This is a genomic window from Micromonospora sp. WMMD882, from assembly GCF_027497255.1.
Classification (GTDB): Bacteria; Actinomycetota; Actinomycetes; order Mycobacteriales; family Micromonosporaceae; genus Micromonospora.
This window is the reverse complement of the sequence record NZ_CP114903.1, coordinates 3,786,744-3,809,942: the sequence shown is the minus strand read 5'-3', so window position 1 is coordinate 3,809,942 and position 23,199 is coordinate 3,786,744. Positions and strand designations below refer to the sequence as shown.

Here is a 23,199-nt window from a genome sequence, read left to right as displayed (position 1 = left end):
GAACGACGTACGCCGTGTTCCTCCTGTGCCACTCAGCCCGGCTGTCAGCACGCCGTGACGTCGACGAGTGGGTGCGCGCAGCACGCGCGCAAGGCTCGTACCTGGCGGCTGCTACCGACCTGCTCGCGCCTGCTCAGCGTCTGCTCGATGAAGGACTGGCAGCCCAGGCGGAATCCATCGTCCTCGCGCCGGCGTTGGCCGGTATCGCTGGTATCGCCGACAGGGCGACGTTGTGCAACATCGCCCGGGTGCTGATCATCACCGATCCGCCTGCGTGGTTACGCATAGCGGTATCTCCGAACGGCGTGGCGCGCGAGTACATCCCCACAGCCGACCTGCACGCTCTGCAATGGCTCGATCCGGAGCTCGATACCTTGCTCACCGATGTGCGTCGCGAAGTGAGCGAGTCCCACGACGCCGAGCTGCGCAAGCGCATCGGGGATGCTGCGGAAGCCGTGGTGATGGCAGCGCTTCGGAGAAGCGGACAGGACCCCAGTCACGTCGCGCTGATCTCGGATGCTTTCGGGTACGACATCGAGGTATCCAGCCCTCGAAAGCAGCGTATCGAGGTCAAGGGATGCGGTACCAGGAGCCGCGGCAGCTTTCACCTGACTCGTAACGAATACGAAAAGAGCCGACTGTACGGCGCCGAGTGGGTACTGGTGCAGGTAGTTTTTGCGAGCAACGCCTTCGTGGCCCCGAAGATTGATTCAGGGCACGTCGTCGGCATATTTGAGATCTGTGCCGCAGACGTAGCGTCGGCAGTTCCGCCCGACACGCCGGAATTCGTCTGGACCGACTCGGCGGTGGTTACGCCGAGTCGGGAGGCGTGGCACCGTTCGGCGGAATCCGTCGCCGAAGACTTCGAGCTGCCGGGTCTTGCGTTCTCGTAGCGCGACTTGGGGGTGGGTGGTACTGAGGATGCGGCGCTGATACCGCAGGTTTAGTAGACGGCGAGTCTGCCTACCGCTTCTCGCGCCTTTTTGAGCCCTTCCTTTCTGGTTGGGGGCAGTCATCGAGTGAAAGCTGAATGGCCGTCATGGTGTCCATGATCAAGGAACGACATGCTTGGTCGTGTCTTGCCTCAGCCGGGATGCTCCACTCGTGCTGCAGCACTAGTCTGTAGCAGTCGGCGACGCCGACAGTCACTCCGCGTCGCTGGGGCAAGTGGTGCACTATCCCGTCCAGGAAGTCGGGCCCGTCATTGCCTCTTAGGGCCTCCTCATCATCAGCTGAGAGTGATACGTACAGCCATAAAGAGATGTCGGCGGAGTAGCCGAGGCCGCTCCAGAAAAGATGAGAATGCCCGTCTGCCCGAAATGCGCCTAATGAGGGTGCGCCGCTGTGGCGATCGAAGATCTCGACTGTCTCGATGGTGGTGGTCGGCATCCATGCCAGGTTGCCCAAGATGGGAAGGATAGCCAAATTCACGATATGTCATTTCCGTTGACCCTGTCCTGGCTCGCTAATCGTCGGAGCCGTCGTCGGCGGTCGACTCCTGTAGGACGTTGCCGACCAGCGCGTGCACGTCAATTGCATTAGCAGGCGGCCGAGCGCGGCCTTCCGCGTACGCCAGGCGCGCCGCGGCCAGGTCGGCGAGGCGGACGGCTTGGATCACGATGACGCGCCGTAGCCCGGGTGAGACCACGCCTCGCTCGTGCGCGACTGCCGACACCCTGGCCAACGTCTCGGCACGACGGGCGATGCGGACGTCTGGGTGCTCCCGCTCTTCTCGCAGGTCGTCGGGGATCAGGTTGAAGCGGTACGAGGGTGGCAGCTCCACCAGCTCGGAGAACGGCGGAATCTTCTCATTCAGGATCGCCCGGTACTTCGACTCGCTAATCGCCTGGCGGTAGGCTGAATATTCAATCGCGTCGAGCTTGGCTCTTTTGTGGGGGTCGCTCCGCAGGTGCTCGGTCGGCCAGAACTCGATTTCTGCGACCTCGAAGGGGTCGAGAATCCGGTACGCCAGCGTGTCACTCCGTTGGCCGGTCAGGTGCCTTCCGACGCGGGTGCCGAAGTTTTCCGACGTCTGGCCGACGTAGATGGGTTCGCCATCGTAGTCGTAAAAGCTGTATACCCCGATGCAACTGCGTAGCCGCTTGCCGCTCGCGGGATCCAAGGACTCCGTGGCGTCCTTCAACAGCAGTCGAAAGCCTTGGACGAACTTTGTCGGCAGCGTAGCGCGTGGCGGCGGCTGGTGATCGGACTCGTTGTACGACGCGACGCCGCGACTACCCATTTGGCACCCCTCGACTTTCTCACCAAATTACGATCGGGGCGGAAGTCTACGGGCTGGCGTCGGGTACCGTCGCGGGCGGGGGTTGCTCCGCTCCTTGAGTCAGCGCGGCGTGGATGGCTTCTGCTGCTTCTTCTACCGGCTCATGCTCCCAGACGCGGAAGACAGTCCAGCCCGCAGCATGCAGCGCGTCGTTGACTGTCACATCCCGCGTCCGATTACGATCGATCTTCTCATGCCAGTAGCCGCTGGGGTCGGAGGGCATTCGGCAGTGAATAGGGCAACCGTGCCAGAAACAACCGTCCACGAAGACCGCGACCCGGCGGCGGGTGAAGACGATGTCGGGCCGGACGGCGCGTTGCGGGGTTGAGATCCGGTAGCCGACCCGGTAGCGCAGCCCACGACGGAAAAGTTGCCGCCGGAGGGCCTTCTCAGGCTTCGTGTCCGCGCTCTTGTTCGCCTTCATCGCGCGGGAGGCTGATGATGGCGGCGGTGTCGGTGGCAGGCTCATGTCGATGCTGCGCGAAACTCGTTGCTCTTACTCTTTGCGGAGCGCGCTGTCCGGGCGTAGGACCGGCAGGAGGTAGTTGTTGCCGATCCACTCGATGACGTCGACCACCACCGCGTCACCGAAGCCGAAGAGCTGTTGGTTCGGCGTGCCGGCGAGGAGCTTGTAGTCGTGGGCCCCCATGAGGTTGGCGTACTCGCGTGGGGTCATCCACCGGACGGCCCTGCTGCCCTTGCCCACCCGGACGAGAGCCTGCTTGCTCGACCCTCCTCCTGTGGTCCGGAGGCAACCGGCGATAGCGTCTTTGCGTAGCTCCCAGACAGAGACGCCCTGACGGGTACGGCGGTAGGCGGTCCGGTAGCTGACGACATCGTCCGACAGAAGGCGCTCGAACCGTGCCTTCTGGATGTCGCTCAGCGACCTGACGAAGGCTTCTACACGGTCGTCGCCCCACCACAGCTCAGGGCTCGCGTCGGTCTCTACGAAGCCCTCCAGGTCCTGAGGGCCTTCGGGTAGCTGCGGTAGATCGATGAAGTGCATGCCCAGCGTCTGGCGATGCTTCGCGTGGACAGCTTGCACCCACGCTGGGCGAGCGTCGGAGAGCGGCGGAACCCCGTTGTGGGCCTGCGGGGGCAGCTTGTCCTTCTCGATGCCGACGATGAACATCCTGGGTCGAGACTGCGGCACGAAGTGCCGAGCGTCGATCGCGAGCACGTCCAGGGAGTAACCGAGCTCCGACAGGCGGGTCAGCGCGGCAGCGAGGTCCTGGCCGCCGTGGCTGGTGGCGAAACCATGAACGTTCTCAAGCAGGACGACCGCAGGCCGGGGTGACATGCCCTCCAGGACCCTGGCGAACTCCCAGAACATCCCCGACTGATCGCCGACCAGGCCGCGCCTGTTGCCGGCGAGTGAGAGGTCGATACAGGGGAAGCTGCTCGTCGCCAGCTCGATGCCGTCGGGCAGGTCCGCAGCCTCGACGAGGCGGATGTCCCGAACCTTGAAGTGGTCCTCGGCGTCCGGGAAGTTGGCCGCGTAGGCGTCGTGCTTGGCCTGCTTGATGTCGTTTGCCCACACCACCTGCACCTGAGCGCCCTTCACGCGCTCAAGGGCCGTCCGGACCAACCCGATGCCAGCGAAGAACTCCGCTGCCCTGATGGGCGCGTTGTCCATGCTTCCCCCCTCGCCCATCATCGCCTCACCCTATAGGGGGCCTCTGGGCCTCCCTAGACATGACACCCGCCCTGTGATCTTTCGATCATTTGTTCGACTGAAAGTAGTCGCTCGATTGCCCGTCGTTGACGGACGCCTTGTCCGTCGGTCGCTGCGTTGGCATGGCTGGTTTCCGTCACCGATCGCGCTTTGTCACGTGTTGGAGTCGAAAGGTGTACCGTCCGAATTGGTGGTCACCGGCTTCGGGGACCGGTGAGCGCTGCCGAGCCCGTTACCTGAGGGAGCGCCGCCATGACACCTGTCGATCCCCGTTTCGGCGTGCGTCTGCGAGCCCTTCGTGCCGATCGTGGTCTGTCGTTGCGGGCGCTGGCGCAGCTCACGCACCGGGGCAAGAGTCACCTGCACGAGTTGGAGACCGGAGAGAAGGCGCCGACCGTCGAGACGGCGCGGCATCTCGACCGGGTGCTGGACGCTGGTGGCTCCCTGGTCGAGTTGGTCGCCGCGCCGGTCGATCACCATGCCGAAGCCGATGACCTGCTGGCCCGGGTTCGTGCCAGCGACGTCAGCGCGGAGACGCTCGCCCGGATCGAGGCGGCGGTGGACGATCTGGCCAGCGCGTACCCGACCACGCCTCCGGCCGAGCTGCTGCCGAGGGTACGGCGGCACCTCGCCTACGTCGTTCGGTTGCTCGACGGTCGGGTGACGTTGGCGCAGCGCCGCCGTCTGGTCGTCGCCGGGGCCTGGTTGACCGTGCTCCGGGCGACCGTGCACGTCGACCTCGACCAGCGTGGCCCGGCTGACGCGCATCTGAAGGCGGCTCGGGATCTGGCCGGCCACGCGGAACACCCGGAGATCCAGGGATGGTGCCTGGAAACCCGGGCCTGGGATGTTCTGACCCAGGGCGACTACCGGCGGGCCCTTGAGCTGTCGCAGCAGGCGCAGCGGGTCGCGCCTCGGGGCAGCTCGGCACACCTCCAGGCCACCGCCCAGGAGGCTCGTGCCTGGGCGCGGATGGGGGAGGTCCGGCAGACCCGGCTGACCCTGGAGCGCCTGGACCAGCTGGTGTCGAACCTGCCCGTTCCGGAGCGCGCCGAGCACCACTACCGGTACGACCCGACCAAGGCCCGTGCCTACGCGGCCACCACGTTGGCCTGGGCGGGTGATCCTGCTGCGGAGCAGGTTGCCCGTGCGGTGCTGACCGAGCTGGACCCGCGTGGGGATGGCGGGGAACGGCCGCGCCGTTCCGCGTCCGCCCGGCTCGACCTGGCGTTGGCGCTGCTGGCTGCCGACCGGCCCGACGAGGCCGGCGCGGTGGCCACCAGGGCGATCACTTCCGGTCGGGTGGTGCCGTCGAACTGGTGGCGGGCCCGGGAGGTGCTGCGCCGCGTCGAGCCGACCGGCGTCGCCGAAGCCGTCGTCCTACGCGAGGCGTACGAAACCTACCGGCCGAACCTCCAGCCGTAGCGGACAAGAGTCGTCCTCAGCGGACGAGCTTCATCTGTTCGGTAGCCGTCCGATCACTGAATGCTGATCGTAGGGCGTGGCTGGCGCGAACCCATCGGCTTCGGTAACGGCTGCGAGCCACGCCCGTCAGTCGGGCGCGGCGGTGGTCGGTCCTTTTCCCCGGAGCACCACCGTCGCGTCCCTCTTTCACGGGAGGACGCGGATGAGCGAGGACAGGCCGGCACCCAGTCGGGGTGAGCGGATCCAGCGGGCGGAGCAGGAGGCCGCGAAGCGGCGGATCCTGGAGTTGGCGGCGGCCGAGCGTGGCCCGGCCGAGGACGTGTCCCGGGTGGTCCGGGTGGACCGGTGGCGTCGTGAGCGGGGTTGAGGGGCTGCCGGTGGGGCGGCGGGTGGCGTACTGGCGGAGTCGGCGGAAGTTGTCGCAGCAGCAGTTCGCCGACCGGCTCGGCAAGTCGAAGAGCTGGGTGGACAAGGTGGAGCGCGGGGTGCGTTCGCTGGACAGGGTCTCCACGCTCCAGGACATCGCGGCCGTGCTGCGGATCGCCCCCGGGGCGCTGCTCGGCGCGGACGCCGCCACTCCGCCCGCCGAGGTCGCCGGACGGGCGCCGGGGGTGGAGCGGATCCGGGCGGCGCTGTGCCGGTACGAGGCGCCGCTGGACCGGCCTGCCGGCCGCCGCCCGGTGCTGACGGTCGAGCGGCTGGGCCGGGAGGTGGCCCACGCCTGGACGAGTTTCCAGTATGCCCGTTACCCGCAGCTCATCGGTCAGCTTCCCGACCTGCTGGGCGACGCGCAGCGCACCTGTCTCCGGCAGCCGGAGGCGGGGCGGGGGCCGCTGGTGGAGACGTACCGGGTCACCGCCGCGGTGCTGGTCAAGGTGGGCGTACCGGAGCTGGGTTGGCTGGTCGCGGACCGGGCGATGCACGCGGCGGCCGGTGACCGGGAGCTGGTGGCGGCGGTGGCGGTGCAGCTCGGTCAGGTGCTGCGGGCGGCCGGGCGGGCCGGGGAGGCGGTGTCGGTGTTGCGGGCCGCCGCGTACCGGGTCGCGCCGCCGGTGCTGGAGTACGGGCTGCCGGCCGAGTTGTCGTTGTGCGGGGCGCTGCTGACGCAGGCGGCGCTGGCCGCCGCGCAGCACGGGGACGAGCCGGCGGCCACGGAGCTGATCGACGAGGCGGCCGGGATGGCACGGCGGATCGGGGACGGCCGGGACCACTACCGCACCGGCTTCGGGCCGACCAGCGTGGATCTGGCCCGTACCGCCGCCGCCGTCGAGTCGGGGGACGTCCGGGGCGCGATCGGCTGGCACGAGCGGACGGTCCGCCGGGACGGCTGGCGGTGGCTGCCGGCCGAGCACCGGGCCGCGCACCTGCTCGACACCGTCCGCGCGTACCTGCACGTCGACGACGTGACGAACGCCGCGCGTGCCCTCGTCGACGCGGAGCGGACCGCGCCGGCCGAGGTCCGGCACCGGCCTGCCGGCCTGGACGTGCTCGCCCGGCTCGCCCGGGAGCCGCACGCGCCGGGCACGGTGACCCGGCTCGCGGTCACCCTCGGGGTGGGGTGAGCCGGTGACCGGGCCGCGCCTGTCCCTCGCCCAGATCCGGAACCGGATGATCCTCACCGCCCGTACGGTGCTGCGTCAGCACCGGCCGGACCAGCACGGAGACTGCCGGTTGTGCCGTACCCGGGACTGCCGGGTGGCCTCGGCGGCGCGTGCCGTGCTGCGGGCCGCCGGCGACGGCGACCCGGGGGACCAGGGTGGGGCGGGCAGCCGTCCCGGGTGACCAGAGCGGCGCGGTCAGCCGTCGGGGGTGAACAGGCCCTGGATGCCGACGATGATGGCGATGATGCCGAAGATCGCGAGCAGCAGCCGGACGCCGGTGGCCCCGCCCGAGCCGGACCGGTCGTCGCGGGGCGCGGGCCGGTTGGTCAGTCGGTCCCACAGCAGGGCGACGCCGACGCCGATGCCGACGATCTCGAAGTGGAACACCCGGGGCCCGGAGACCAGGTGGACGATCAGCCAGTAGCCGCCGGTCACCAGCGCGACCAGGCCGACCACCCAGGCGAACCGGGCGATCCGGTCGGCGCCTCGGCGCAGGTCGTCGCCGACGCGCGGCAGCATCCGTAGCAGGGCGACGGCGAGCAGGAATCCGCCGACGATGTTGGCCAGGTCGAGCAGCAAAGCCATGATCACGAGGAGCCTCCTGGGTCGGTCGGCTGATCGTGTGGGAGCGTACCCACGGCTCCAAGCTGCTCAAACCGTCTCGATCCCGGGGAGGCTCCGATGACCATGGCCCAGGCGCGCGGCACCACGGACGGCTGGCCCGACGGCACGTTCCGCAACCCGGTGCTGCCCGGCTTCCACCCGGACCCGAGCGTCTGCCGGGTCGGCGACGACTACTACCTGGTCTGTTCCAGCTTCGAGTACTTCCCCGGGGTGCCGATCTTCCACAGCCGGGACCTGGTGCACTGGGAGCAGATCGGCAACGTGCTGGACCGGCCGGGCCAGTTGACGTTGCCGCCGAGCACGGCGTCCTCCGGGGGCGTGTACGCGCCGACGCTGCGTCACCACGACGGGCGGTTCTGGCTGATCGTCACGAACTGCGCCGACGGTGGCGGCAACCTGCTGGTCACCGCCGAGGATCCGGCCGGCCCGTGGTCGGACCCGGTCCGGCTGCCCGGCGTCCCCGGCATTGACCCCGACCTGACCTGGGACGACGAGGGTGACTGCTGGTGCACGTACGCGGGGATCGAGCAGGTGCGGATCGACCCGCGCACCGGCCGGACGATCGGCGAGCCGCGCCGGTTGTGGTCCGGCGCGCCGGGCGCGCAGGCCCCGGAGGCCCCGCACCTGTACCGGGTCGGCGGCTACTGGTACCTGCTGATCGCCGAGGGCGGCACGGAACGCGGGCACGCCGTCTCGGTGGCCCGCGCCACCGCCCCCGGCGGGCCGTACGAGCCGTGCCCGGCGAACCCGGTCCTCACCCACCGGGGCACGAACCGGCCGATCCAGAACACCGGCCACGCCGACCTGGTGGAGGCCGCCGACGGCTCGTGGTGGCTGGTGCTGCTCGGCGTACGGCCCGGTGGCGGCACCCCCGGCTGGCACGTGCTCGGCCGGGAGACGTTCCTGGCCCCGGTGACCTGGGTCGACGGCTGGCCGGTGGTGGGTGGGGTCGAGCCGGTGATGGCGGCCCCGCCGTGGCCCGCGCGCCCGACGCCGCAGCCGCCGGCCCGGGACGACTTCGACGCCGTCGGGCTGCACCCGCGCTGGGTGTCGGTGCGGTCCCGGCCGGCGGAGAGCTGGTCGACGACCGAGCGGCCGGGCTGGCTCACGCTGCGGGCCCGGGGCGCGTCGATGGACGAGCGGGACGTCACGTTCCTGGGCCGCCGTCAGCAGCATCCGTCCTGCCGGGTACGGACGCTGGTCGACCCGGCGGGCGGGCGCGGCGGGCTGGTCGTACGGCTGGACGAGCGGCACCACCACGGCGTCGAGGTCGGCGACGGCGAGGCGCGGGTGCTGGTCCGGATCGGGTCGGTGCTGGCGACGGTGGCGACCCGGGCGGTCCCGGCCGGTCCGGTCCGGTTGCGGGTCGACGTGCTGGCCCCCGCGCCCGGCGACTGGCATCCCGGCAAGGAGCCGGACGTGCTGCGGTTCGGCGTGGAGTCGGCGGACGGCACGTTCGACGTGCTGGCGGAGCTGGACGGAAGGTACCTGTCGACGGAGGTCGCGGGCGGGTTCACCGGCCGGGTGATCGGCATGTACGCGGCCACCGGCAGCGTCCACTTCGACTGGTTCGACTACCAGCCCGAAGACGGGGACGGGGACCCGACGCCCCGGGACGGCGGGGCGATCTGAGGTGTTCCGGCCGGGCGGACACCTGGGCGGGCGCGCGGCATGGTCCAATGGTCCGGGGCCCGCTCGGGTTGGCCGTCGGGTCCGGTCGGTGGTGGTGAGCGTGTGGGGGCAGGGGTTGCTGTGGCGCTGGTAGGAAAGCTGATCCGGTTCGACGACGTGCGTGGCTACGGGTTCATCGCCCCGTCCGCCGGGGGCGAGGACGTCTTCGTCCACGCGAACGACTTCGGGGAACGCCGGCACGAGGTCCATTCCGGTCTGCGGGTGGAGTACGAGGTCGAGGAGGGCGAGCGCGGCCTGAAGGCGGCGAGCGTGCGGATCCTCGACACGCCGACGCCCCGGGTGGAGCGTCAGCCGGGCGCCGTGCGGGCGACCCGGGAGGACGACGACGGCCTGTGCGACGTGCTGTCGCCGCTGGAGTTCATGACCGAGGTGACCGAGTCGTTGATCACCCGGGTGCCGACGCTGACCGGCGCGCAGATCGCGGCGATCCGGGAGACGCTCACCGAGCGGGCCCGCGCCCACGGCTGGGTCGAGGCCTGACCGGTCCCCGCCCACGGCCGGGTCGGGGCGTGGCTGGCCCGTGCCCACGGCCGGGTCGGGGCATGGCTGGTCCGCGCCCACGGCGGGATCGGGGCGTGACCGATCGCCTACCGGGCGCGTCGACATCTGGTGTTGCCTTCGCTGTGTCGGCACCATATATAGTGCTCGCGTAGCTGGTTCGGGCGTTCCCGCACGGGAGCGTCCGGGGTAAGAGGGAACCCGGTGCGAGTCCGGGGCTGCCCCGCAGCGGTGAGTGGGAACGACCGCCGTCACACAGCACTGGGCCGTACGGCCTGGGAAGCGACGGCCAGTAGGCGACCGGGGGACCGGTCCGGCCCGCGAGCCCGAAGACCTGCCAGCGCGCCGTGCGCTGCCGCGCGCGGCGGTCGGAGGCCGCGCGGGACGGCCGACGCCATCAGCCGGCCGGACGGCCGGCGCGCCCCTGCGGCGGCCAGTGGCGTCTGTCCCCGCGCGTTCGTCGGCCTCGTCGACAGGCGTGATGGAGGGGACATGACGGTGATGCGGGTCCGCAAACGCAACGGGGACACCGAGCCGGTGGACGTCAACCGGATCGTCCGGGCGGTCGAACGGTGGGTCGGCGACCTGGACCAGGTGGACCCGCTGCGGGTGGCCACGAAGACGATCAGCGGCCTGTACGACGGGGCGACCACCGCCGAGCTGGACCGGCTCTCCATCCAGACGGCGGCGGAGCTGATCGGCGAGGAGCCGCAGTACTCGAAGCTGGCCGCCCGGCTGCTGGCCGCGTACGTTGACGCCGAGGTCCGTGGGCAGCAGGTGGCGAGCTTCAGTCAGTCCATCCGGTACGCGCACGGCCTCGGGCTGATCGGCGACGCGACGGCCGCGTTCGTGGCCGCGCACGCCGGGCAGCTCGACGACGCCGTGGACCCCGCCGGTGACCTGCGCTTCGAGTACTTCGGACTGCGTACCGTCGCCGACCGGTACCTGCTGCGGCACCCGGAGTCGCGGCTGGTGGTGGAGACGCCGCAGTTCTGGCTGCTGCGGGTGGCGTGCGGGCTGTCCCGGACGCCGGACGAGGCGGTCGGCTTCTACCGGCTGATGTCCAGCCTGGCGTACCTGCCCAGCTCGCCGACGCTGTTCAACTCGGGCACCCGGCACACCCAGATGTCGTCGTGTTTCCTGGTCGACTCGCCGCGCGACGAGCTGGACTCGATCTACGAGCGGTACCACCAGGTGGCGAAGCTGTCGAAGTTCTCCGGCGGCATCGGCATCGCCTGGTCCCGGGTACGCGGCCGGGGCGCGCTGATCCGGGGCACCAACGGCAGGTCCAACGGCATCGTGCCGTTCCTCAAGACCCTCGACGCCGGGGTGGCGGCGGTCAACCAGGGCGGCCGGCGCAAGGGCGCGGCCTGCGTCTACCTGGAGCCGTGGCACCCGGACGTCGAGGAGTTCCTGGAGCTGCGGGACAACACCGGCGAGGACGCCCGGCGCACCCACAACCTGAACCTGGCGAACTGGATCCCGGACGAGTTCATGCGTCGGGTCGAGGCGGACGGCGAGTGGTCGCTGATCGACCCGTCCGACGCCCCCGAGCTGCCCGACCTGTACGGGGAGGCGTTCGACGAGGCGTACCGGGCGGCCGAGAAGAAGGCCGTCCGCACGGTGCAGGCCCGCGACCTGTACGGGCGGATGATGCGCACCCTGGCGCAGACCGGCAACGGGTGGATGACGTTCAAGGACGCCTCGAACCGGCTCTCCAACCAGACCGGCGCGCCCGGCAACACCATCCACCTGTCGAACCTGTGCACCGAGATCCTGGAGGTGAACAGCGACACCGAGACCGCCGTGTGCAACCTCGGCTCGGTCAACCTCGGCGCGCACGTCACCGCCGAGGGCGTCGACTGGGAGAAGCTGCGCGCCACGGTCCGTACCGCGGTGGTGTTCCTGGACCGGGTCATCGACATCAACTACTACCCGGCCGAGCAGGCGGCGGCGTCGAACCCGCGGTGGCGGCCGGTCGGGCTCGGGCTGATGGGGTTGCAGGACGCGTTCTTCCGGCTGCGGCTGCCGTTCGACTCGGCGGCGGCCCGGGAGCTGTCCACCCGGGTGCAGGAGGAGATCCTGCTGACCGCCCTGGAGACGTCCGCCGGGCTGGCCGAGCGGTTCGGCCCGCATCCCGCGTACCCGCAGACCCGGGCCGCGCAGGGTGACCTGCACCCGGACCTGTGGGGCGTGGAGCCCGCGCAGACCGGCCGGTGGGCGGCGCTGCGCGAGCGGGTCGGCGCGCACGGGCTGCGCAACTCGCTGCTGGTGGCGATCGCCCCGACGGCCACCATCGCCTCGATCGCCGGCTGCTACGAGTGCATCGAGCCGCAGGTGTCCAACCTGTTCAAGCGGGAGACGATGTCCGGCGAGTTCCTCCAGGTCAACACGTACCTGGTGGAGGAGCTGAAGGCCCGTGGACTGTGGACGGCCGAGGTCCGGGAGCGGATCCGGGGCGCCGAGGGGTCGGTGCAGGGGCTCACCGAGCTGCCCGCCGAGGTGCGGGAGCTGTTCCGTACGGCGTGGGAGCTGCCGCAGCGGGCGCTGATCGACCTGGCCGCCGCCCGCGCGCCGTACGTGGACCAGTCGCAGTCGCTGAACCTGTTCCTGGCCGCGCCGACCATCGGCAAGCTGTCCTCGATGTACCTCTACGCCTGGAAGTCCGGGCTGAAGACCACGTACTACCTGCGGTCGCGTCCCGCGACCCGGATCCAGCAGGCCACCGTCGCCGTCCCGGCGGCAGCGGACCGGCCGGTCACCGCCACCGTCGGCGTGCCGGCCGTCGGGCCGCTGCTCACCGTGACCGACGACGAGGCGTTGGCCTGCTCCCTGGAGAACCCCGAGACCTGCGAGGCATGCCAGTGACCGTCACCACCACCGAACCCGCCGTCCGGCCGATGCTGCTCGACCCGGGCATGGACCTGACCCTGCGGCCGATGCGCTACCCGCACTTCTTCGACAGGTTCAAGGACGCCATCAAGAACACCTGGACGGTGGAGGAGGTCGACCTGCACTCCGACCTCGCCGACCTGGAGCGGCTCTCGCCCGCCGAGCGGCACCTGGTGTCCCGGCTGGTGGCGTTCTTCGCCACCGGCGACACCATCGTCGCCAACAACCTGGTGCTGAACCTCTACCAGCACGTGAACTCGCCGGAGGGGCGGCTCTACCTTTCCCGGCAGTTGTTCGAGGAGGCCGTGCACGTCCAGTTCTACCTGAACCTGCTGGACACCTACGTGCCCGACGAGAAGGAGCGGTTCGCCGCGTTCGCCGCGATCGAGAACATCCCCTCGATCCGGCGCAAGGCCGAGTTCTGCTTCCGTTGGATCGACTCGGTCTTCGAGCTGCGCGAGCTGCGGACCCGGGCGGACCGGCGGGCGTTCCTGCTCAACCTGATCTGCTTCGCCGCGTGCATCGAGGGGCTGTTCTTCTACGGGGCGTTCGCCTACGTCTACTTCCTGCGGTCCCGGGGGCTGCTCAACGGTCTCGCCTCCGGCACGAACTGGGTGTTCCGCGACGAGTCCATGCACATGGCGTTCGCGTTCGACGTGGTGGAGACGGTCCGCCGGGAGGAGCCGGACCTGTTCGACGACGAGCTGGTCCGCCAGGTGCGCGAGATGCTGGCCGAGGCGGTCGAGTGCGAGGCGCAGTTCGCCGACGACCTGCTCGGGCAGGGCGTCCCCGGGCTGTCGCTGACCGACATGCGGCAGTACCTGGAGCACGTGGCGGACCGTCGGCTCGCCCAGCTCGGCATCGCCCCGCTGTACGGCGCGTCGAACCCGTTCGCCTTCATGGAGTTGCAGGACGTGCAGGAGCTGTCCAACTTCTTCGAGCGGCGGGTGTCGGCGTACCAGGTCGGGGTGACCGGCAGCGTCACCTTCGACGACGACTTCTAGCAACCGCGGGTCAGTCGTCGCCGGCCAGGTGGATGCCCAGGTCGGCGCGGCCGGGCAGCAGATCGTCCCGCAGCGCCCGCCCGACCCGGTAGTCGCCGTCGCGCAGCCGCCGGAACGGCTGGGCGGGCTCGGTGGCGAGGCCGTCGAGCCGTTCCCGCAGCCGCTTCACCTCCCGGTCGACGCCGGCGGCGTCCAGCCCGTCGGCGTCGTGGACCACGTGCAGGCCCAGCACCTCGATCCCGACGTACCAGAGGGTGCCGTGGGTGATCGGGAAGAGCAGCGAGTCGATGTCGCCGCTGATCCCGCGCGGGCCGATGGAGCCCGCGTCCTCACCGGCGGTGACGAGCACGAGCGCCCGGCGGCCGGTCAGCGCGCCGTCGCCGTACCGGCGGGGCACGTTCAGGTCGGGGTCGAGGTCGCCGTACGCGAACCCTTCGGTCAGCACCCGGTCGAACCAGCCCTTGAGGATCGCGGGCGGGCCGTACCACCACAGCGGGAACTGCAGGACGAGCAGCTCGGCGGCGGCCAGCTTGTCCTGCTCGGCGCGCACGTCGGCGGGCAACCGGCCCTCGGCGTACGCCTCCCCGGCGAGCTGGGCGATGTTGCCCGGCCGGGCGGCCAGCCCGCCCAGGTCACGTTCGGACAGCGCCGGGTCGAAGCCCTGCGCGTACAGGTCGGAGGTGGTCACCCGGTAGCGGGGCGACAGCGCTTCCGTCCCGGCCCGGAACAGGTGGTCGTTGAACGAGCCCCGGCGCGGGTGCGCGTACACCCACAGGGCGTTGCCGGGCGTCGGCGGGTGGGCGATGGTCGTGGGGGAGTTGTCCGGTGTGGTCACGCCCCCATTCAACAGGCAGCCGGTGAGATGGGCACATGGTTCAGAAGCCCAACCGCATACGCGATCGTCTAGCCTGGGGTGGTGGACACGCTGACCGAGGTGCTCGACCACCTCCGCTCCGCGGGCGCGCTCGTCGGGCAGAGCCTGATGTCGCCGCCGTGGACGGTCCGGCTCGACGAGGGCGCGTCGCTGACCCTGGTGACGATGCTGCGCGGCGAGGCGTGGCTGGTCACCGCCGGGGCCGAGGCCGTCCACCTGGGCACCCGTGACCTCGCCGTCCTGACCGGCCCGGAGCCGTTCGACGTCGCCAGCGACCCCGACCGGTCGGCCGCGCCCTTCTACGTGCTCACCGCGTCGGGCGCCTGCACGGACGCGGCCGGCACCGTGCTCGCCGAGGAGAGCGTCCAGCTCGGCGTCCGCACCTGCGGCACCCACCTGGACGCCGAGCACGCCCTGCTCACCGGGTCGTTCACCACCACCGGCCGGATCGCCGAGCGGCTGCTCGGCGCGCTGCCCCGGGTGCTCGTGGTGCCGCGCGAGCGGCAGCGGTCACCCCTGCTGGAGGTCTTCGAGGCGGAGGTGGCCCGCGACGAGCCCGGCCAGCAGGCGGTGCTGGACCGGCTCCTGGAGCTGGTGCTGATCGGCGCCCTGCGGGACTGGTTCGCCCTGCCCGAGGCGTCCGCGCCGCGCTGGTACCACGCCGCGGCCGACCCGGTGGTGGGCCCGGCGCTGCGGGCCATCCACGACGAGCCGGCCCGACCCTGGACGGTGGGGACGCTGGCCCGTGAGGCCCGGGTGTCCCGCGCCACGTTCGCCCGCAGGTTCGCCGAGCTGATGGGCGAGCCACCCATCTCGTACCTCACCGGGTGGCGGCTGTGTCTGGCGTCCGACCTGCTGCAACGCACCGACGACACGATCGGGTCCATCGCCCGGCAGGTCGGCTACTCCGGCGCGTACGCGCTCAGCGCGGCCTTCACCCGCGAGTACGACGTGCCGCCCGGTCGGCACCGGGCGCTCGCTGCCCGCCGCCCCTGACTCCCGCCCCGGGCAGCAGGATCGCGGGGAGGCACTTGCTCCGGGACGGGAGCGGGGCTTAGGTTGCATTGATGATCCTCAGTGGGGAGCCTCGCCCCGGCCCTCCTCCGGAGGTCCACCACGGCGCGCCGCGCCCGGAGGACCTCGGTGGCATCGCCTACCTGCGGGGGCTGTCGAGGCGAGGGCTGCTCACCGGCGCCGCGTTGGCGGCGTCCGGGGTGTCGGCCGCCTTCGCGCTGCTGCCCGACGCCGCCCGGGCCGCCGGCGGCTACCAGCGGCCGTGTGGAAACGTCCGGATCTCCAGCTCCTGGCAGGACCACCGGAACCGGACGCCGCCCTCGGGCGAGCCGGGCACCGACTACGCGGTCGGGACCGGCACCCCCGTCGTGGCCGCGGCGAACGGCACGATCCGCTACGTGAAGACCGACACCTCCACCGCGACCGGACGGGTCGTCGGGATGGCCCACGACGACGGCAACTACACCCGTCACCTGCACCTGTCGAGGATCGCCGTGTCCACCGGTCAACGGGTGGCACGCGGCCAGACGATCGCCTACTCCGGGGCCTCGGCGAACGGCAGTGACAGCGGTGTCGGACCGCACGTGCACACGAGTCTCTGGCTGAACACCGGCAGTCCGACGGACTTCCGCGCGACGGTGGACTTCGAGGGCCACGTCGGCGACGCCACCAACCCGAACCCGCCCGACCAGGAGGCTGACGAAGTGTTCATCGCGAACGTGAAGGGCAACTGGTACCTCGTGGTCCCGCAGGGCACCGGTAAGCCGCGGGCGGTGGTGCTCGGCGGCGACAGCAACGCCGCCGCCTCCGGCATCCCCGTCCTGAACTTCAGTTGGGACCCGTCGATCAACGCGCTCAGGGCCGCCGTCGACGGCATCGGCTGACGCCGCCCGGCAGTCCGGGCCCGGTGGCCGTGGCCCGGACCGGCCCGGTCCTGGCGGCGGGGCTGAGGGCCCCGCCTCCCGGTCGTCTCCGCGACGCGTACCCGACCCGGCGGGCACGACGTGTCGCTTACCGGCCCCGGCCGACGGGTCAACGCCGCGGCTACCGCGACATTCGTGGTGCGCGGACGCGTCGGGCGGGGGCCGGTTCGTAGTCTCCCCTTGAGCGGCGATGGGTGACACCGCGGCAGTTCGAGCGGGACCTGCGAGAGGAGCATCACCATGACCGTGGACACCATGTCCGCCCGGGATCACATGGCCCTGGCGGAGCGCTGGGGCGCGCACGACTCCGTACCGTTTCCCGTGGTGCTCAGCCACGGCGAGGGCGCCTGGGTGTACGACCTGGAGGGCCGGCGGTACCTCGACTTCCACGGCGGCTACTCGGCGACCAACTTCGGCCACCGGCATCCCGCGCTCGTCGCCGCGGCGAAGGCACAGCTCGACCGTCTGACGCTGAGCACCCGGGCGTTCCACCACGACCAGTACGCGCCGTTCTGCCGCGAGCTGGCGGAGCTGACGGGCACCGAGACGGTGCTGCTGTCCAACTCCGGCGGCGAGGCCGTCGACACCGCCGTGAAGATCGCCAGGAAGTGGGCGTACCAGGTCAAGGGCGTGCCGGACGGCGCCGCCGAGGTCGTCGTCGCCGGGGCGAACTTCCACGGGCGTACGACGACGATCGTCTCGTTCTCCACCAACAGCAGCCACCGGGCCGGGTTCGGCCCGTTCACGCCCGGCTTCCGGGTGGTCCCGTACGGCGACATCGACGCGCTTCGCGCGGCGGTGAACGGGAACACCGCGGCGGTCCTGCTGGAGTCGATCCAGGGTGAGGCGGGTGTGATCCCTCCGCCGAAGGGCTACCTGGCGGAGGTCCGTGACCTGTGCGACGACACCGGCACGTTGTTCGTCGCGGACGAGATCCAGTGCGGGCTGGCCCGCGCCGGCACGACCCTGGCGCTCGACCACGAAGGTGTCCACGCGGACCTGTACACCCTGGGCAAGAGCCTGGGGGGCGGACTCCTGCCGGTGTCCGCGGTGGTCGGCCGCGCCGACGTCATCGGCGTGATCACGCCCGGCGACCACGGCTCGACCTTCGGCGGCAACCCGCTCGCCTGCGCGGTCGGTCGGGCCGCGGTACGGCTGCTGGCCACCGGGGAGTTCCAGGAGCGCTCCCGCGACCTGGGCGCGTACCTGCACGCCCGCCTCAACGAGCTGGACGGCGTGTCGGAGGTCCGGGGACGTGGCCTGTGGGCCGGCGTGCAGCTCGACGAGGAGCGGGTGGCCGGGCGTCGGGTGACCGAGGCGCTGGCCGAGCGCGGCCTGGTCTGCAAGGAGGCCAGGGGGCACCTACGGGTGGCGCCCCCGCTGGTCGTCACCCGCGAGGAGATCGACCTCGGCGTCGACATCATCGCCGACGTGCTGTCGTGATCACCAAGTGGAGGGAGGGGCACGTTGAGTGACTTCGAAGGACTGGTCGCCCTCGTCACCGGCGGGGCGTCCGGAATCGGCCTGGCCACGGCGAAACTGCTGAGCAGCAGGGGCGCCAGGGTCGCCGCCCTCGACCGGAAACCGGAGGGGCTGCCGGACGGCATCCTGGGCGTGCAGGCCGACGTGACCGACGACGCCCAGGTCAGGGCTGCCGTCGACGCCGTGGTCGAGCGGTTCGGTCGGCTGGACGTCGTGGTGAACAACGCCGGGATCGGCGCCGTCGGCGACGTCGCCGCGAACGGTGACGACGAGTGGCTGCGCGTGCTGGACGTCAACGTGGTGGGAATGGTCCGGGTCGCCCGGCACGCGCTGCCGCACCTGCGGCGGTCCACCGCCGCGTCGATCGTCAACACCTGCTCCGTCGTGGCGTGGGCCGGGGTGCAGCAGCGGGCGCTGTACTCGGCCAGCAAGGGCGCGGTGTACGCGTTGACGCTGGCGATGGCGGCGGACCACGTGCGGGAGGGCATCCGGGTCAACTGCGTCGCGCCCGGTTCCGCGGACACCCCCTGGATCGGCAGGTCGCTCGCGCAGGCGGCGGACCCGGTGGCCGCCCGCGCCGCGCTCGACGCGTTCCAGCCGACCGGCCGGCTGGTGACCGCCGACGAGGTGGCCGGCGCGATCGCCTACCTGGCCAGCCCGTTGTCGAGCGCCTCGGTGGGCACGGTGCTGGCCGTGGACAACGGCATGCACGGCCTGCGGCTGCGGCCTCCGGCGCCGGCGTAGGCGTAGGCGTAGGCGTAGGCGGCACGCGTACCGGGCACGCGTAGGCCGCCGGCAAGGACGCAGGCCGGCACGCGTACCCGGAACGCGTACCCGGAACGAGGGCCGCGGGGATCCCTCCCCGCGGCCCTCGTCGTCACCTCTGGGCGGCGCCGACGACCACGGTGGCGGGGGCCTCGGCGGCCGGTTCGACCTCGTGCTCCGTCCCGAACCGTCGCCGCAGGAACCGGGCGATCAGCCGGAGCGCGTCCCGGCCGGTCGGCAGCTTCGCGGACACCGCCAGGAACCCGTGTGGCAGGCCGGGGTACTCGTGGTACTCCACCGGCACGCCCGCCCGTGAGAGCGCGTCCGCGTACGCCCTGTCCTCGTCCCGCACCGGACACAGCTCGCCCGCCATGATCAACGCTGCCGGAAGTCCACGGTGGTCGACGGCCTTGAGCGGCGAGGCGTAGGGGGAGTCCCCGTCGGCGGGGTCGGCGAGATAGAGACTCCAGAACCACGCGCTCGAATGGGCGTTGAAGAACATCGGGTCCCGGTGCTCGCGCATGGACTCCGAGTCCAGGTCGTTGTGCAACGGCGGGTAGACGAGCACCTGCGCGGTGAGCGACGGCCCGTCGTCGTCCCGCGCCATCAGCGCCATCACCGCGGCCACGTTGCCGCCGGAGCTGTCACCGGCGACGGCGGTACGGCGACCGTCCGCGCCGATCTCGGCGGCGTGCTCCGTCGCCCACCTCAGCACCGCGTAGGAGTCGTCGACAGCGGCCGGAAAGGGGTTCTCGGGGGCGAGCCGGTAGCCCACCGAAACCACCACGCAGCGCGTCAGGCTGGCCAGCGCGCGGCAGATCGAGTCCGACGTGTTCAGCGAGCCGACGACGAAACCGCCGCCGTTGAAGTACATCAGCATGGGCAGCGGTCGGTCGCTGCGCGGGCGGTACACCCGGACCGGCACCTCCCCGGCGGGACCGGGCACCGCCAGATCGAAGACCTCCTCGGGGTGCGGGTGCCAGTCCCAGGCCCCGGCCTCGGTCTCGGCATCCGCGCGGCGAGCCTCCTCCACGGTCATCGTGTAGAGCGGCGTGAAACCGGTCGCCGCCCGGTATCTCCGGATCATCGCGTAGGTGGGATCGAGGGGCATGTGCTCTCCTCACGTTTTCTTCAGCAACGGACGAGCGCCTTCGAGAATGGGGAATCGCGGCATCGGAAAAGCGCCGGACCCGGTCGCGCCACAAAAGGACGATAAGGTCGCCCCGACGGCACGGGCGTCAGCGTCCCGCTTGCCGGTTCCGACGCGTCGCGGTGACCGTCCGCTCCGTGAGTAACCCTCTCGGTTACTGCGCGAAATTCCCCACCATGCCAGACTCGACGCAGGTCCAGTCACGCCACCCAACGAGAGGAGAGACGATGTCCGACGTTCTCGACCAGCAGATCGACGGAATCCTCAAGGAGGTCGCCGAATTGCCGGAGTCCTTCGAGATCTCCGGCGAGCAGAACCTCAGAACCGATCTCGGCATCGACTCCCTGGGAATGATGGACCTGGTGGTGCACCTGGAGGCGAAGCTCGACATCGCCATCCGCGAGGAATCGGTCGGCAGTTTCGCCACCGTCGCCGACCTGCAACGTCACGTTCGCGAGCTGACCGCGAGCCCGGTCTCCTGAGGCCCCCACCCGTATCCTGACTCAACGGAGCGCCGCGTGTTCGAGTTCAGTCTCCGCCGGGTCGCGCTGTGCGGACAGCAACCAGAGGAAGAGCCGGGAGAGCTGGCCGACCCTCCATCGGATCTGGCCGCGGTCATCGGCGCCACAGGTGACCAGTTCCGCGACTCCTTCACCCGTCTGTGCCTCTACCTCGCCCACAGCCACGACGACGCGCCGCAGGCGCGCACCGACGACACCGTGGTGATCGGCACCGAGTACGGCAACACCGAGGCACTGGCCCGCCTACAGCTCGACGCGGAATCCGAGGGCCGGATGCTGTCCGCCAAGCGTTTCCCGAACGCGACTTCGAGCTCCGCCTCCGCTTTCGTGAACATCGGCATCGGCGCCACCGGCCGGAACCTGACGCTCAACGCCGGACTGCTCACCCCGGTGATCGCGATCTGGCAGGCGCTGTTCGCGCTCGCCAGCGGCCGGTCGTCGACGAGCAAGGTGCTCGTCGGCGACGTCTACTCCGCCGAAGCCCTGCTCGACGCCCGGCGCGAATCCCACGACCTGCGGTGCCGGTCGGGGTTGACGCACGCGACGTTCGTCAGGGGTGGTGAGTTCCGGGCGGAGTTCGACTTCACCGCCGACCGGGATCCGGCCGCGGCGCCCGGCGGTCAGGTGGGGCCGCACCGGTCCCGCGACCGCAACGGCGCGTTCGTCACCGCCGAGTTCCTGCACCTGGCCCAGACGCTGGAGGTGGGTGAGCGGGCCGTGCTCACCTGCCGGGGCCCGCTCGCCCGCCGGGGCGCGTTGACCGTCACCCGGCAGCACGTCGACGCAGCACGCAACGGAGGTCACGGTGGGTAGGTCGACCCGAATCTTCGTCACCGGCCTGGGGATGATCTCACCAGCCGGCGCCGGCGCCGCCCCGTTCTGGGACGACCTGTGCGCGGCCCGGATCCGGTTCACCGAGCTGGACCCGCTGTACGCGGGCATGAAGCCGGGCGCGCTCGGGGGCCGGGTCCCCCCGGAGGCACGGGAGACCGCGCTCGCGCAGGTGGGCGAGCAGACGCGGGCCCGGCCGCGGGCCGCGTCGTTGTTCGCCGAGTACGCGGCGCTCGAAGCGCTCCGCGACGCGGGCCTGGACCGTGGCGACGACGCCCTGCGCGACGCCATCGTGTGCGTCGGCAGCAGTGATGGCCAGGCCGACGCGCTCGAAGACCTCGTCGGCGGTCGTCGGGGCGTCACCGAGACGGGCGGATTCTCCAGCTACTCCATCACGGAGGGGGTCGCGATGGCCGTCGGGGCGCGGGGGCCGGCGTTCACGACGCAGAGCACCTGCGCCTCGGCGAACGTCGCGGTGTCCTGCGCGATGGAGATGCTGCGCAGCGGCGTCGCCGGGACCGCCGTGGTCGGCGGCTGCGATCCGTACTCCCAGAAGAACATCATCGGGTTCAGCTCGTTGCAGGCCATCGGCGCGACGCGGTGCAGGCCGTTCTCGGTCGACCGACGGTACGTGACGCCGTCGGAGGGCGCCGGCATCCTGGTGTTGCAGACCGAGGAGGCCCTGCGACCCGGGCAGCGGCCGTACGCCGAGATCCTCGCGACGGCGATCACCAACGACGCGAACCACCCCACGGCCCCTGACCGCGACGGCGTCGAGGCGTGCCACCTCGGCGCGCTCGCCGAAGCCGGGATCACCGCGGACGACGTCGACGTGATCTTCGCGCACGGCACCGGCAGCCGGGCCAACGACTCCGTCGAGGGCGGCATCATCGCCGAGAACTATCCGCGGGCGGCCGTCACCGCGATCAAGGGCACGGTCGGGCACCTGATGGGCGCGGCCGGCGCGGCCGGCGCGGTGGCGGCCTGCCTGACGATGCGGCACCGGCTGGTGCCACCGACCGCCGTGGACGCCGCCGAGGTCGAGGGCGGCCTCAACCTGGTCACCGGCGCCCCGCTGGCGATGCCCCGGCTGCGGCACGTGCAGAACAACGCGTTCGGCTTCGGGGGCAACAACGCGATAAGCGTCTTCCGGAACGTGGCATGAGCCCGCCGCTGCGACTGGCCCACGACGGTCCGCTCGCGATCCTCACCATGGACAGCCCGCCGCTGAATCTGTTCGACCTCGCGATGTGGGACGCCTGGGAGGCGGAGGTCGCGCGGTTGTCCGACGATCCGCCGCGGGCGCTGCTGATCAGGGCGGACGGGCGGGTGGTCAGCGCGGGCGTCGACGTGCGGGTCTTCGCCGACACCGACCCGGCCGAAGCGGAGTCGTTCTGGGCGCGACAACTGCGGATCAGCCAGGCGGTGGAGGCGCTGCCCTGTCCCACCGTGTTCGCCGCGCACTCGCTGACCCTGACCGCCGCGTTCGAACTGGCCCTCGCCTGCGACCTGATCGTCGCGACGCCGTCGGCGAGGTTCGGCCTCGTCGAGCGCAGGGTCGCCTTCACCCCGTCGATGGGCGGCACCCAGCGGCTGGCCGAGCGTGCCGGGCCGGCGCGGGCCCGGGAGCTCGTGATGACCGGCGCGTTGTACCGCGCGTCGACCCTCGCCGAGTGGGGGGTCGTCAACGCGTTGTTCGATCCGGCCGGGTTCCACGGGGCCGCGCGTGCCTACGCGGAGCGGCTGGCCAGCGGACCGAGCGTGGCGCACACGGCGACCAAGCGGATCGTGCGCGCGTACCTCGACGGTGGGGTTCCGGCCGCCGACGCGGTGCTGCCGGAGGTCGCGGCGCGACTCGTGCGCACCGAGGACCACCGGGCCGCCGTCGCGGCGTTCCTCTCGGACGGGCCGGAGCACCGCACGACCTACGTCGGCCGTTGACCCCGA

23 protein-coding genes and 1 riboswitch are annotated in these 23,199 nt (G+C 71.2%); of the genes, 17 read left to right on the top strand and 6 right to left on the bottom strand.

The window, feature by feature from the left end:
• The first annotated feature begins 14 nt into the window (after nucleotides 1–14).
• Nucleotides 15–893, top strand: coding sequence for a DUF3883 domain-containing protein (locus O7606_RS15910; RefSeq protein WP_281594810.1), 879 nt, complete (start codon nucleotides 15–17; stop codon nucleotides 891–893).
• 572 nt (nucleotides 894–1,465) lie between these two features.
• On the opposite strand, the gene O7606_RS15905 is transcribed toward O7606_RS15910, so the two are convergent.
• From O7606_RS15905 to O7606_RS15895, 3 genes are read right to left on the bottom strand one after another with little or no spacing between them, the layout of a single operon-like run.
• Entirely contained in the window at nucleotides 1,466–2,242 is a 777-nt protein-coding gene (locus O7606_RS15905) for a GIY-YIG nuclease family protein (RefSeq protein ID WP_281594809.1), read from the bottom strand.
• Between the two features lie 46 nt (nucleotides 2,243–2,288).
• A complete protein-coding gene (locus tag O7606_RS15900; RefSeq protein ID WP_281594808.1) occupies nucleotides 2,289–2,750 on the bottom strand; it encodes a very short patch repair endonuclease in 462 nt (153 codons plus the stop codon).
• A gap of 27 nt (nucleotides 2,751–2,777) precedes the next feature.
• Nucleotides 2,778–3,917 carry a DNA cytosine methyltransferase gene (locus O7606_RS15895; protein ID WP_281594807.1) on the bottom strand — a complete coding sequence of 380 codons (1,140 nt, stop codon included), beginning with the start codon at nucleotides 3,915–3,917 and terminating at the stop codon, nucleotides 2,778–2,780.
• 291 nt (nucleotides 3,918–4,208) lie between these two features.
• Here O7606_RS15895 and O7606_RS15890 point away from each other — a divergent pair, with 291 nt between their 5' ends.
• The 4 genes from O7606_RS15890 (at nucleotide 4,209) to O7606_RS15875 (ending at nucleotide 7,163) form a co-directional block, all read left to right on the top strand.
• Complete coding sequence (locus O7606_RS15890; RefSeq protein ID WP_281594806.1) at nucleotides 4,209–5,381, top strand: helix-turn-helix domain-containing protein; 1,173 nt, start codon at nucleotides 4,209–4,211, stop codon at nucleotides 5,379–5,381.
• 202 nt (nucleotides 5,382–5,583) lie between these two features.
• Entirely contained in the window at nucleotides 5,584–5,748 is a 165-nt protein-coding gene (locus O7606_RS15885) for a hypothetical protein (protein ID WP_281594805.1), read from the top strand.
• Nucleotides 5,735–6,943 carry a helix-turn-helix domain-containing protein gene (locus O7606_RS15880; RefSeq protein WP_281594804.1) on the top strand — a complete coding sequence of 403 codons (1,209 nt, stop codon included), beginning with the start codon at nucleotides 5,735–5,737 and terminating at the stop codon, nucleotides 6,941–6,943. Before O7606_RS15885 ends, O7606_RS15880 begins: the two co-directional genes overlap by 14 nt.
• A gap of 4 nt (nucleotides 6,944–6,947) precedes the next feature.
• Nucleotides 6,948–7,163 carry a hypothetical protein gene (locus O7606_RS15875; RefSeq protein WP_281594803.1) on the top strand — a complete coding sequence of 72 codons (216 nt, stop codon included), beginning with the start codon at nucleotides 6,948–6,950 and terminating at the stop codon, nucleotides 7,161–7,163.
• Nucleotides 7,164–7,177: 14 nt separating this feature from the next.
• On the opposite strand, the gene O7606_RS15870 is transcribed toward O7606_RS15875, so the two are convergent.
• Complete coding sequence (locus O7606_RS15870) at nucleotides 7,178–7,567, bottom strand: hypothetical protein (RefSeq protein WP_281599700.1); 390 nt, start codon at nucleotides 7,565–7,567, stop codon at nucleotides 7,178–7,180.
• Nucleotides 7,568–7,663: 96 nt separating this feature from the next.
• On the opposite strand from O7606_RS15870, the gene O7606_RS15865 reads away from it, so the two are divergent.
• The 4 genes from O7606_RS15865 (at nucleotide 7,664) to O7606_RS15850 (ending at nucleotide 13,692) form a co-directional block, all read left to right on the top strand.
• Entirely contained in the window at nucleotides 7,664–9,238 is a 1,575-nt protein-coding gene (locus O7606_RS15865; protein ID WP_281594802.1) for a glycoside hydrolase family 43 protein, read from the top strand.
• A gap of 120 nt (nucleotides 9,239–9,358) precedes the next feature.
• Complete coding sequence (locus O7606_RS15860) at nucleotides 9,359–9,778, top strand: cold shock domain-containing protein (RefSeq protein ID WP_281594801.1); 420 nt, start codon at nucleotides 9,359–9,361, stop codon at nucleotides 9,776–9,778.
• 157 nt (nucleotides 9,779–9,935) lie between these two features.
• Nucleotides 9,936–10,153: riboswitch (cobalamin riboswitch) on the top strand.
• Nucleotides 10,154–10,288: 135 nt separating this feature from the next.
• Nucleotides 10,289–12,664, top strand: a complete 2,376-nt coding sequence (locus O7606_RS15855) for a ribonucleoside-diphosphate reductase subunit alpha (RefSeq protein ID WP_281594800.1) — start codon at nucleotides 10,289–10,291, stop codon at nucleotides 12,662–12,664.
• Entirely contained in the window at nucleotides 12,655–13,692 is a 1,038-nt protein-coding gene (locus tag O7606_RS15850; protein ID WP_281594799.1) for a ribonucleotide-diphosphate reductase subunit beta, read from the top strand. The genes O7606_RS15855 and O7606_RS15850 overlap by 10 nt, the downstream gene beginning before the upstream one ends.
• A 10-nt stretch (nucleotides 13,693–13,702) precedes the next feature.
• Here the strand turns inward: O7606_RS15850 and O7606_RS15845 are convergent, their stop codons facing one another.
• Nucleotides 13,703–14,527: an NAD(P)H-dependent oxidoreductase gene (locus O7606_RS15845; RefSeq protein WP_281594798.1), complete on the bottom strand. Its 825-nt coding sequence runs from the start codon at nucleotides 14,525–14,527 to the stop codon at nucleotides 13,703–13,705.
• A gap of 81 nt (nucleotides 14,528–14,608) precedes the next feature.
• Between O7606_RS15845 and O7606_RS15840 the strand changes: the two genes are divergently transcribed.
• From O7606_RS15840 to O7606_RS15825, 4 genes are all read left to right on the top strand, one after another.
• Nucleotides 14,609–15,562: an AraC family transcriptional regulator gene (locus O7606_RS15840; RefSeq protein ID WP_281594797.1), complete on the top strand. Its 954-nt coding sequence runs from the start codon at nucleotides 14,609–14,611 to the stop codon at nucleotides 15,560–15,562.
• 71 nt (nucleotides 15,563–15,633) lie between these two features.
• Nucleotides 15,634–16,464 (top strand): M23 family metallopeptidase, encoded by an 831-nt coding sequence (locus O7606_RS15835; RefSeq protein ID WP_281594796.1) that lies wholly within the window; start codon nucleotides 15,634–15,636, stop codon nucleotides 16,462–16,464.
• Nucleotides 16,465–16,743: 279 nt separating this feature from the next.
• Nucleotides 16,744–17,946, top strand: a complete 1,203-nt coding sequence (gene rocD, locus O7606_RS15830; RefSeq protein ID WP_281594795.1) for an ornithine--oxo-acid transaminase — start codon at nucleotides 16,744–16,746, stop codon at nucleotides 17,944–17,946.
• 24 nt (nucleotides 17,947–17,970) lie between these two features.
• On the top strand, nucleotides 17,971–18,729 hold the full coding sequence (locus tag O7606_RS15825) for an SDR family oxidoreductase (RefSeq protein ID WP_281594794.1): 759 nt from the start codon (nucleotides 17,971–17,973) through the stop codon (nucleotides 18,727–18,729).
• A 133-nt stretch (nucleotides 18,730–18,862) separates the two neighbouring features.
• On the opposite strand, the gene O7606_RS15820 is transcribed toward O7606_RS15825, so the two are convergent.
• On the bottom strand, nucleotides 18,863–19,861 hold the full coding sequence (locus tag O7606_RS15820; RefSeq protein WP_281594793.1) for an alpha/beta hydrolase: 999 nt from the start codon (nucleotides 19,859–19,861) through the stop codon (nucleotides 18,863–18,865).
• A 266-nt stretch (nucleotides 19,862–20,127) separates the two neighbouring features.
• On the opposite strand from O7606_RS15820, the gene O7606_RS15815 reads away from it, so the two are divergent.
• The 4 genes from O7606_RS15815 to O7606_RS15800 are packed head-to-tail and all read left to right on the top strand — an operon-like array spanning nucleotide 20,128 to nucleotide 23,193.
• The gene (locus O7606_RS15815; RefSeq protein WP_281594792.1) at nucleotides 20,128–20,382 is read left to right on the top strand and encodes an acyl carrier protein; all 255 of its coding nucleotides are present in this window, start codon (nucleotides 20,128–20,130) and stop codon (nucleotides 20,380–20,382) included.
• 36 nt (nucleotides 20,383–20,418) lie between these two features.
• Nucleotides 20,419–21,234, top strand: coding sequence for a hypothetical protein (locus tag O7606_RS15810; protein WP_281594791.1), 816 nt, complete (start codon nucleotides 20,419–20,421; stop codon nucleotides 21,232–21,234).
• A complete protein-coding gene (locus tag O7606_RS15805) occupies nucleotides 21,227–22,417 on the top strand; it encodes a beta-ketoacyl synthase N-terminal-like domain-containing protein (protein ID WP_281594790.1) in 1,191 nt (396 codons plus the stop codon). Before O7606_RS15810 ends, O7606_RS15805 begins: the two co-directional genes overlap by 8 nt.
• The gene (locus O7606_RS15800; protein ID WP_281594789.1) at nucleotides 22,414–23,193 is read left to right on the top strand and encodes an enoyl-CoA hydratase/isomerase family protein; all 780 of its coding nucleotides are present in this window, start codon (nucleotides 22,414–22,416) and stop codon (nucleotides 23,191–23,193) included. The genes O7606_RS15805 and O7606_RS15800 overlap by 4 nt, the downstream gene beginning before the upstream one ends.
• Nucleotides 23,194–23,199 lie beyond the last annotated feature (6 nt).

Excerpts from the sequence above, each read along its gene's own strand:
- O7606_RS15905 (WP_281594809.1), bottom strand. The coding sequence starts at position 2,242 with ATGGGTAGTCGCGGCGTCGCGTCGTACAACGAGTCCGATCACCAGCCG.
- O7606_RS15900 (WP_281594808.1), bottom strand. The coding sequence starts at position 2,750 with ATGAGCCTGCCACCGACACCGCCGCCATCATCAGCCTCCCGCGCGATG.
- O7606_RS15895 (WP_281594807.1), bottom strand. The coding sequence starts at position 3,917 with ATGGACAACGCGCCCATCAGGGCAGCGGAGTTCTTCGCTGGCATCGGG.
- O7606_RS15890 (WP_281594806.1), top strand. The coding sequence starts at position 4,209 with ATGACACCTGTCGATCCCCGTTTCGGCGTGCGTCTGCGAGCCCTTCGT.
- O7606_RS15885 (WP_281594805.1), top strand. The coding sequence starts at position 5,584 with ATGAGCGAGGACAGGCCGGCACCCAGTCGGGGTGAGCGGATCCAGCGG.
- O7606_RS15870 (WP_281599700.1), bottom strand. The coding sequence starts at position 7,567 with ATGGCTTTGCTGCTCGACCTGGCCAACATCGTCGGCGGATTCCTGCTC.
- O7606_RS15865 (WP_281594802.1), top strand. The coding sequence starts at position 7,664 with ATGACCATGGCCCAGGCGCGCGGCACCACGGACGGCTGGCCCGACGGC.
- O7606_RS15855 (WP_281594800.1), top strand. The coding sequence starts at position 10,289 with ATGACGGTGATGCGGGTCCGCAAACGCAACGGGGACACCGAGCCGGTG.
- O7606_RS15850 (WP_281594799.1), top strand. The coding sequence starts at position 12,655 with ATGCCAGTGACCGTCACCACCACCGAACCCGCCGTCCGGCCGATGCTG.
- O7606_RS15835 (WP_281594796.1), top strand. The coding sequence starts at position 15,634 with ATGATCCTCAGTGGGGAGCCTCGCCCCGGCCCTCCTCCGGAGGTCCAC.
- rocD (WP_281594795.1), top strand. The coding sequence starts at position 16,744 with ATGACCGTGGACACCATGTCCGCCCGGGATCACATGGCCCTGGCGGAG.
- O7606_RS15820 (WP_281594793.1), bottom strand. The coding sequence starts at position 19,861 with ATGCCCCTCGATCCCACCTACGCGATGATCCGGAGATACCGGGCGGCG.
- O7606_RS15815 (WP_281594792.1), top strand. The coding sequence starts at position 20,128 with ATGTCCGACGTTCTCGACCAGCAGATCGACGGAATCCTCAAGGAGGTC.
- O7606_RS15800 (WP_281594789.1), top strand. The coding sequence starts at position 22,414 with ATGAGCCCGCCGCTGCGACTGGCCCACGACGGTCCGCTCGCGATCCTC.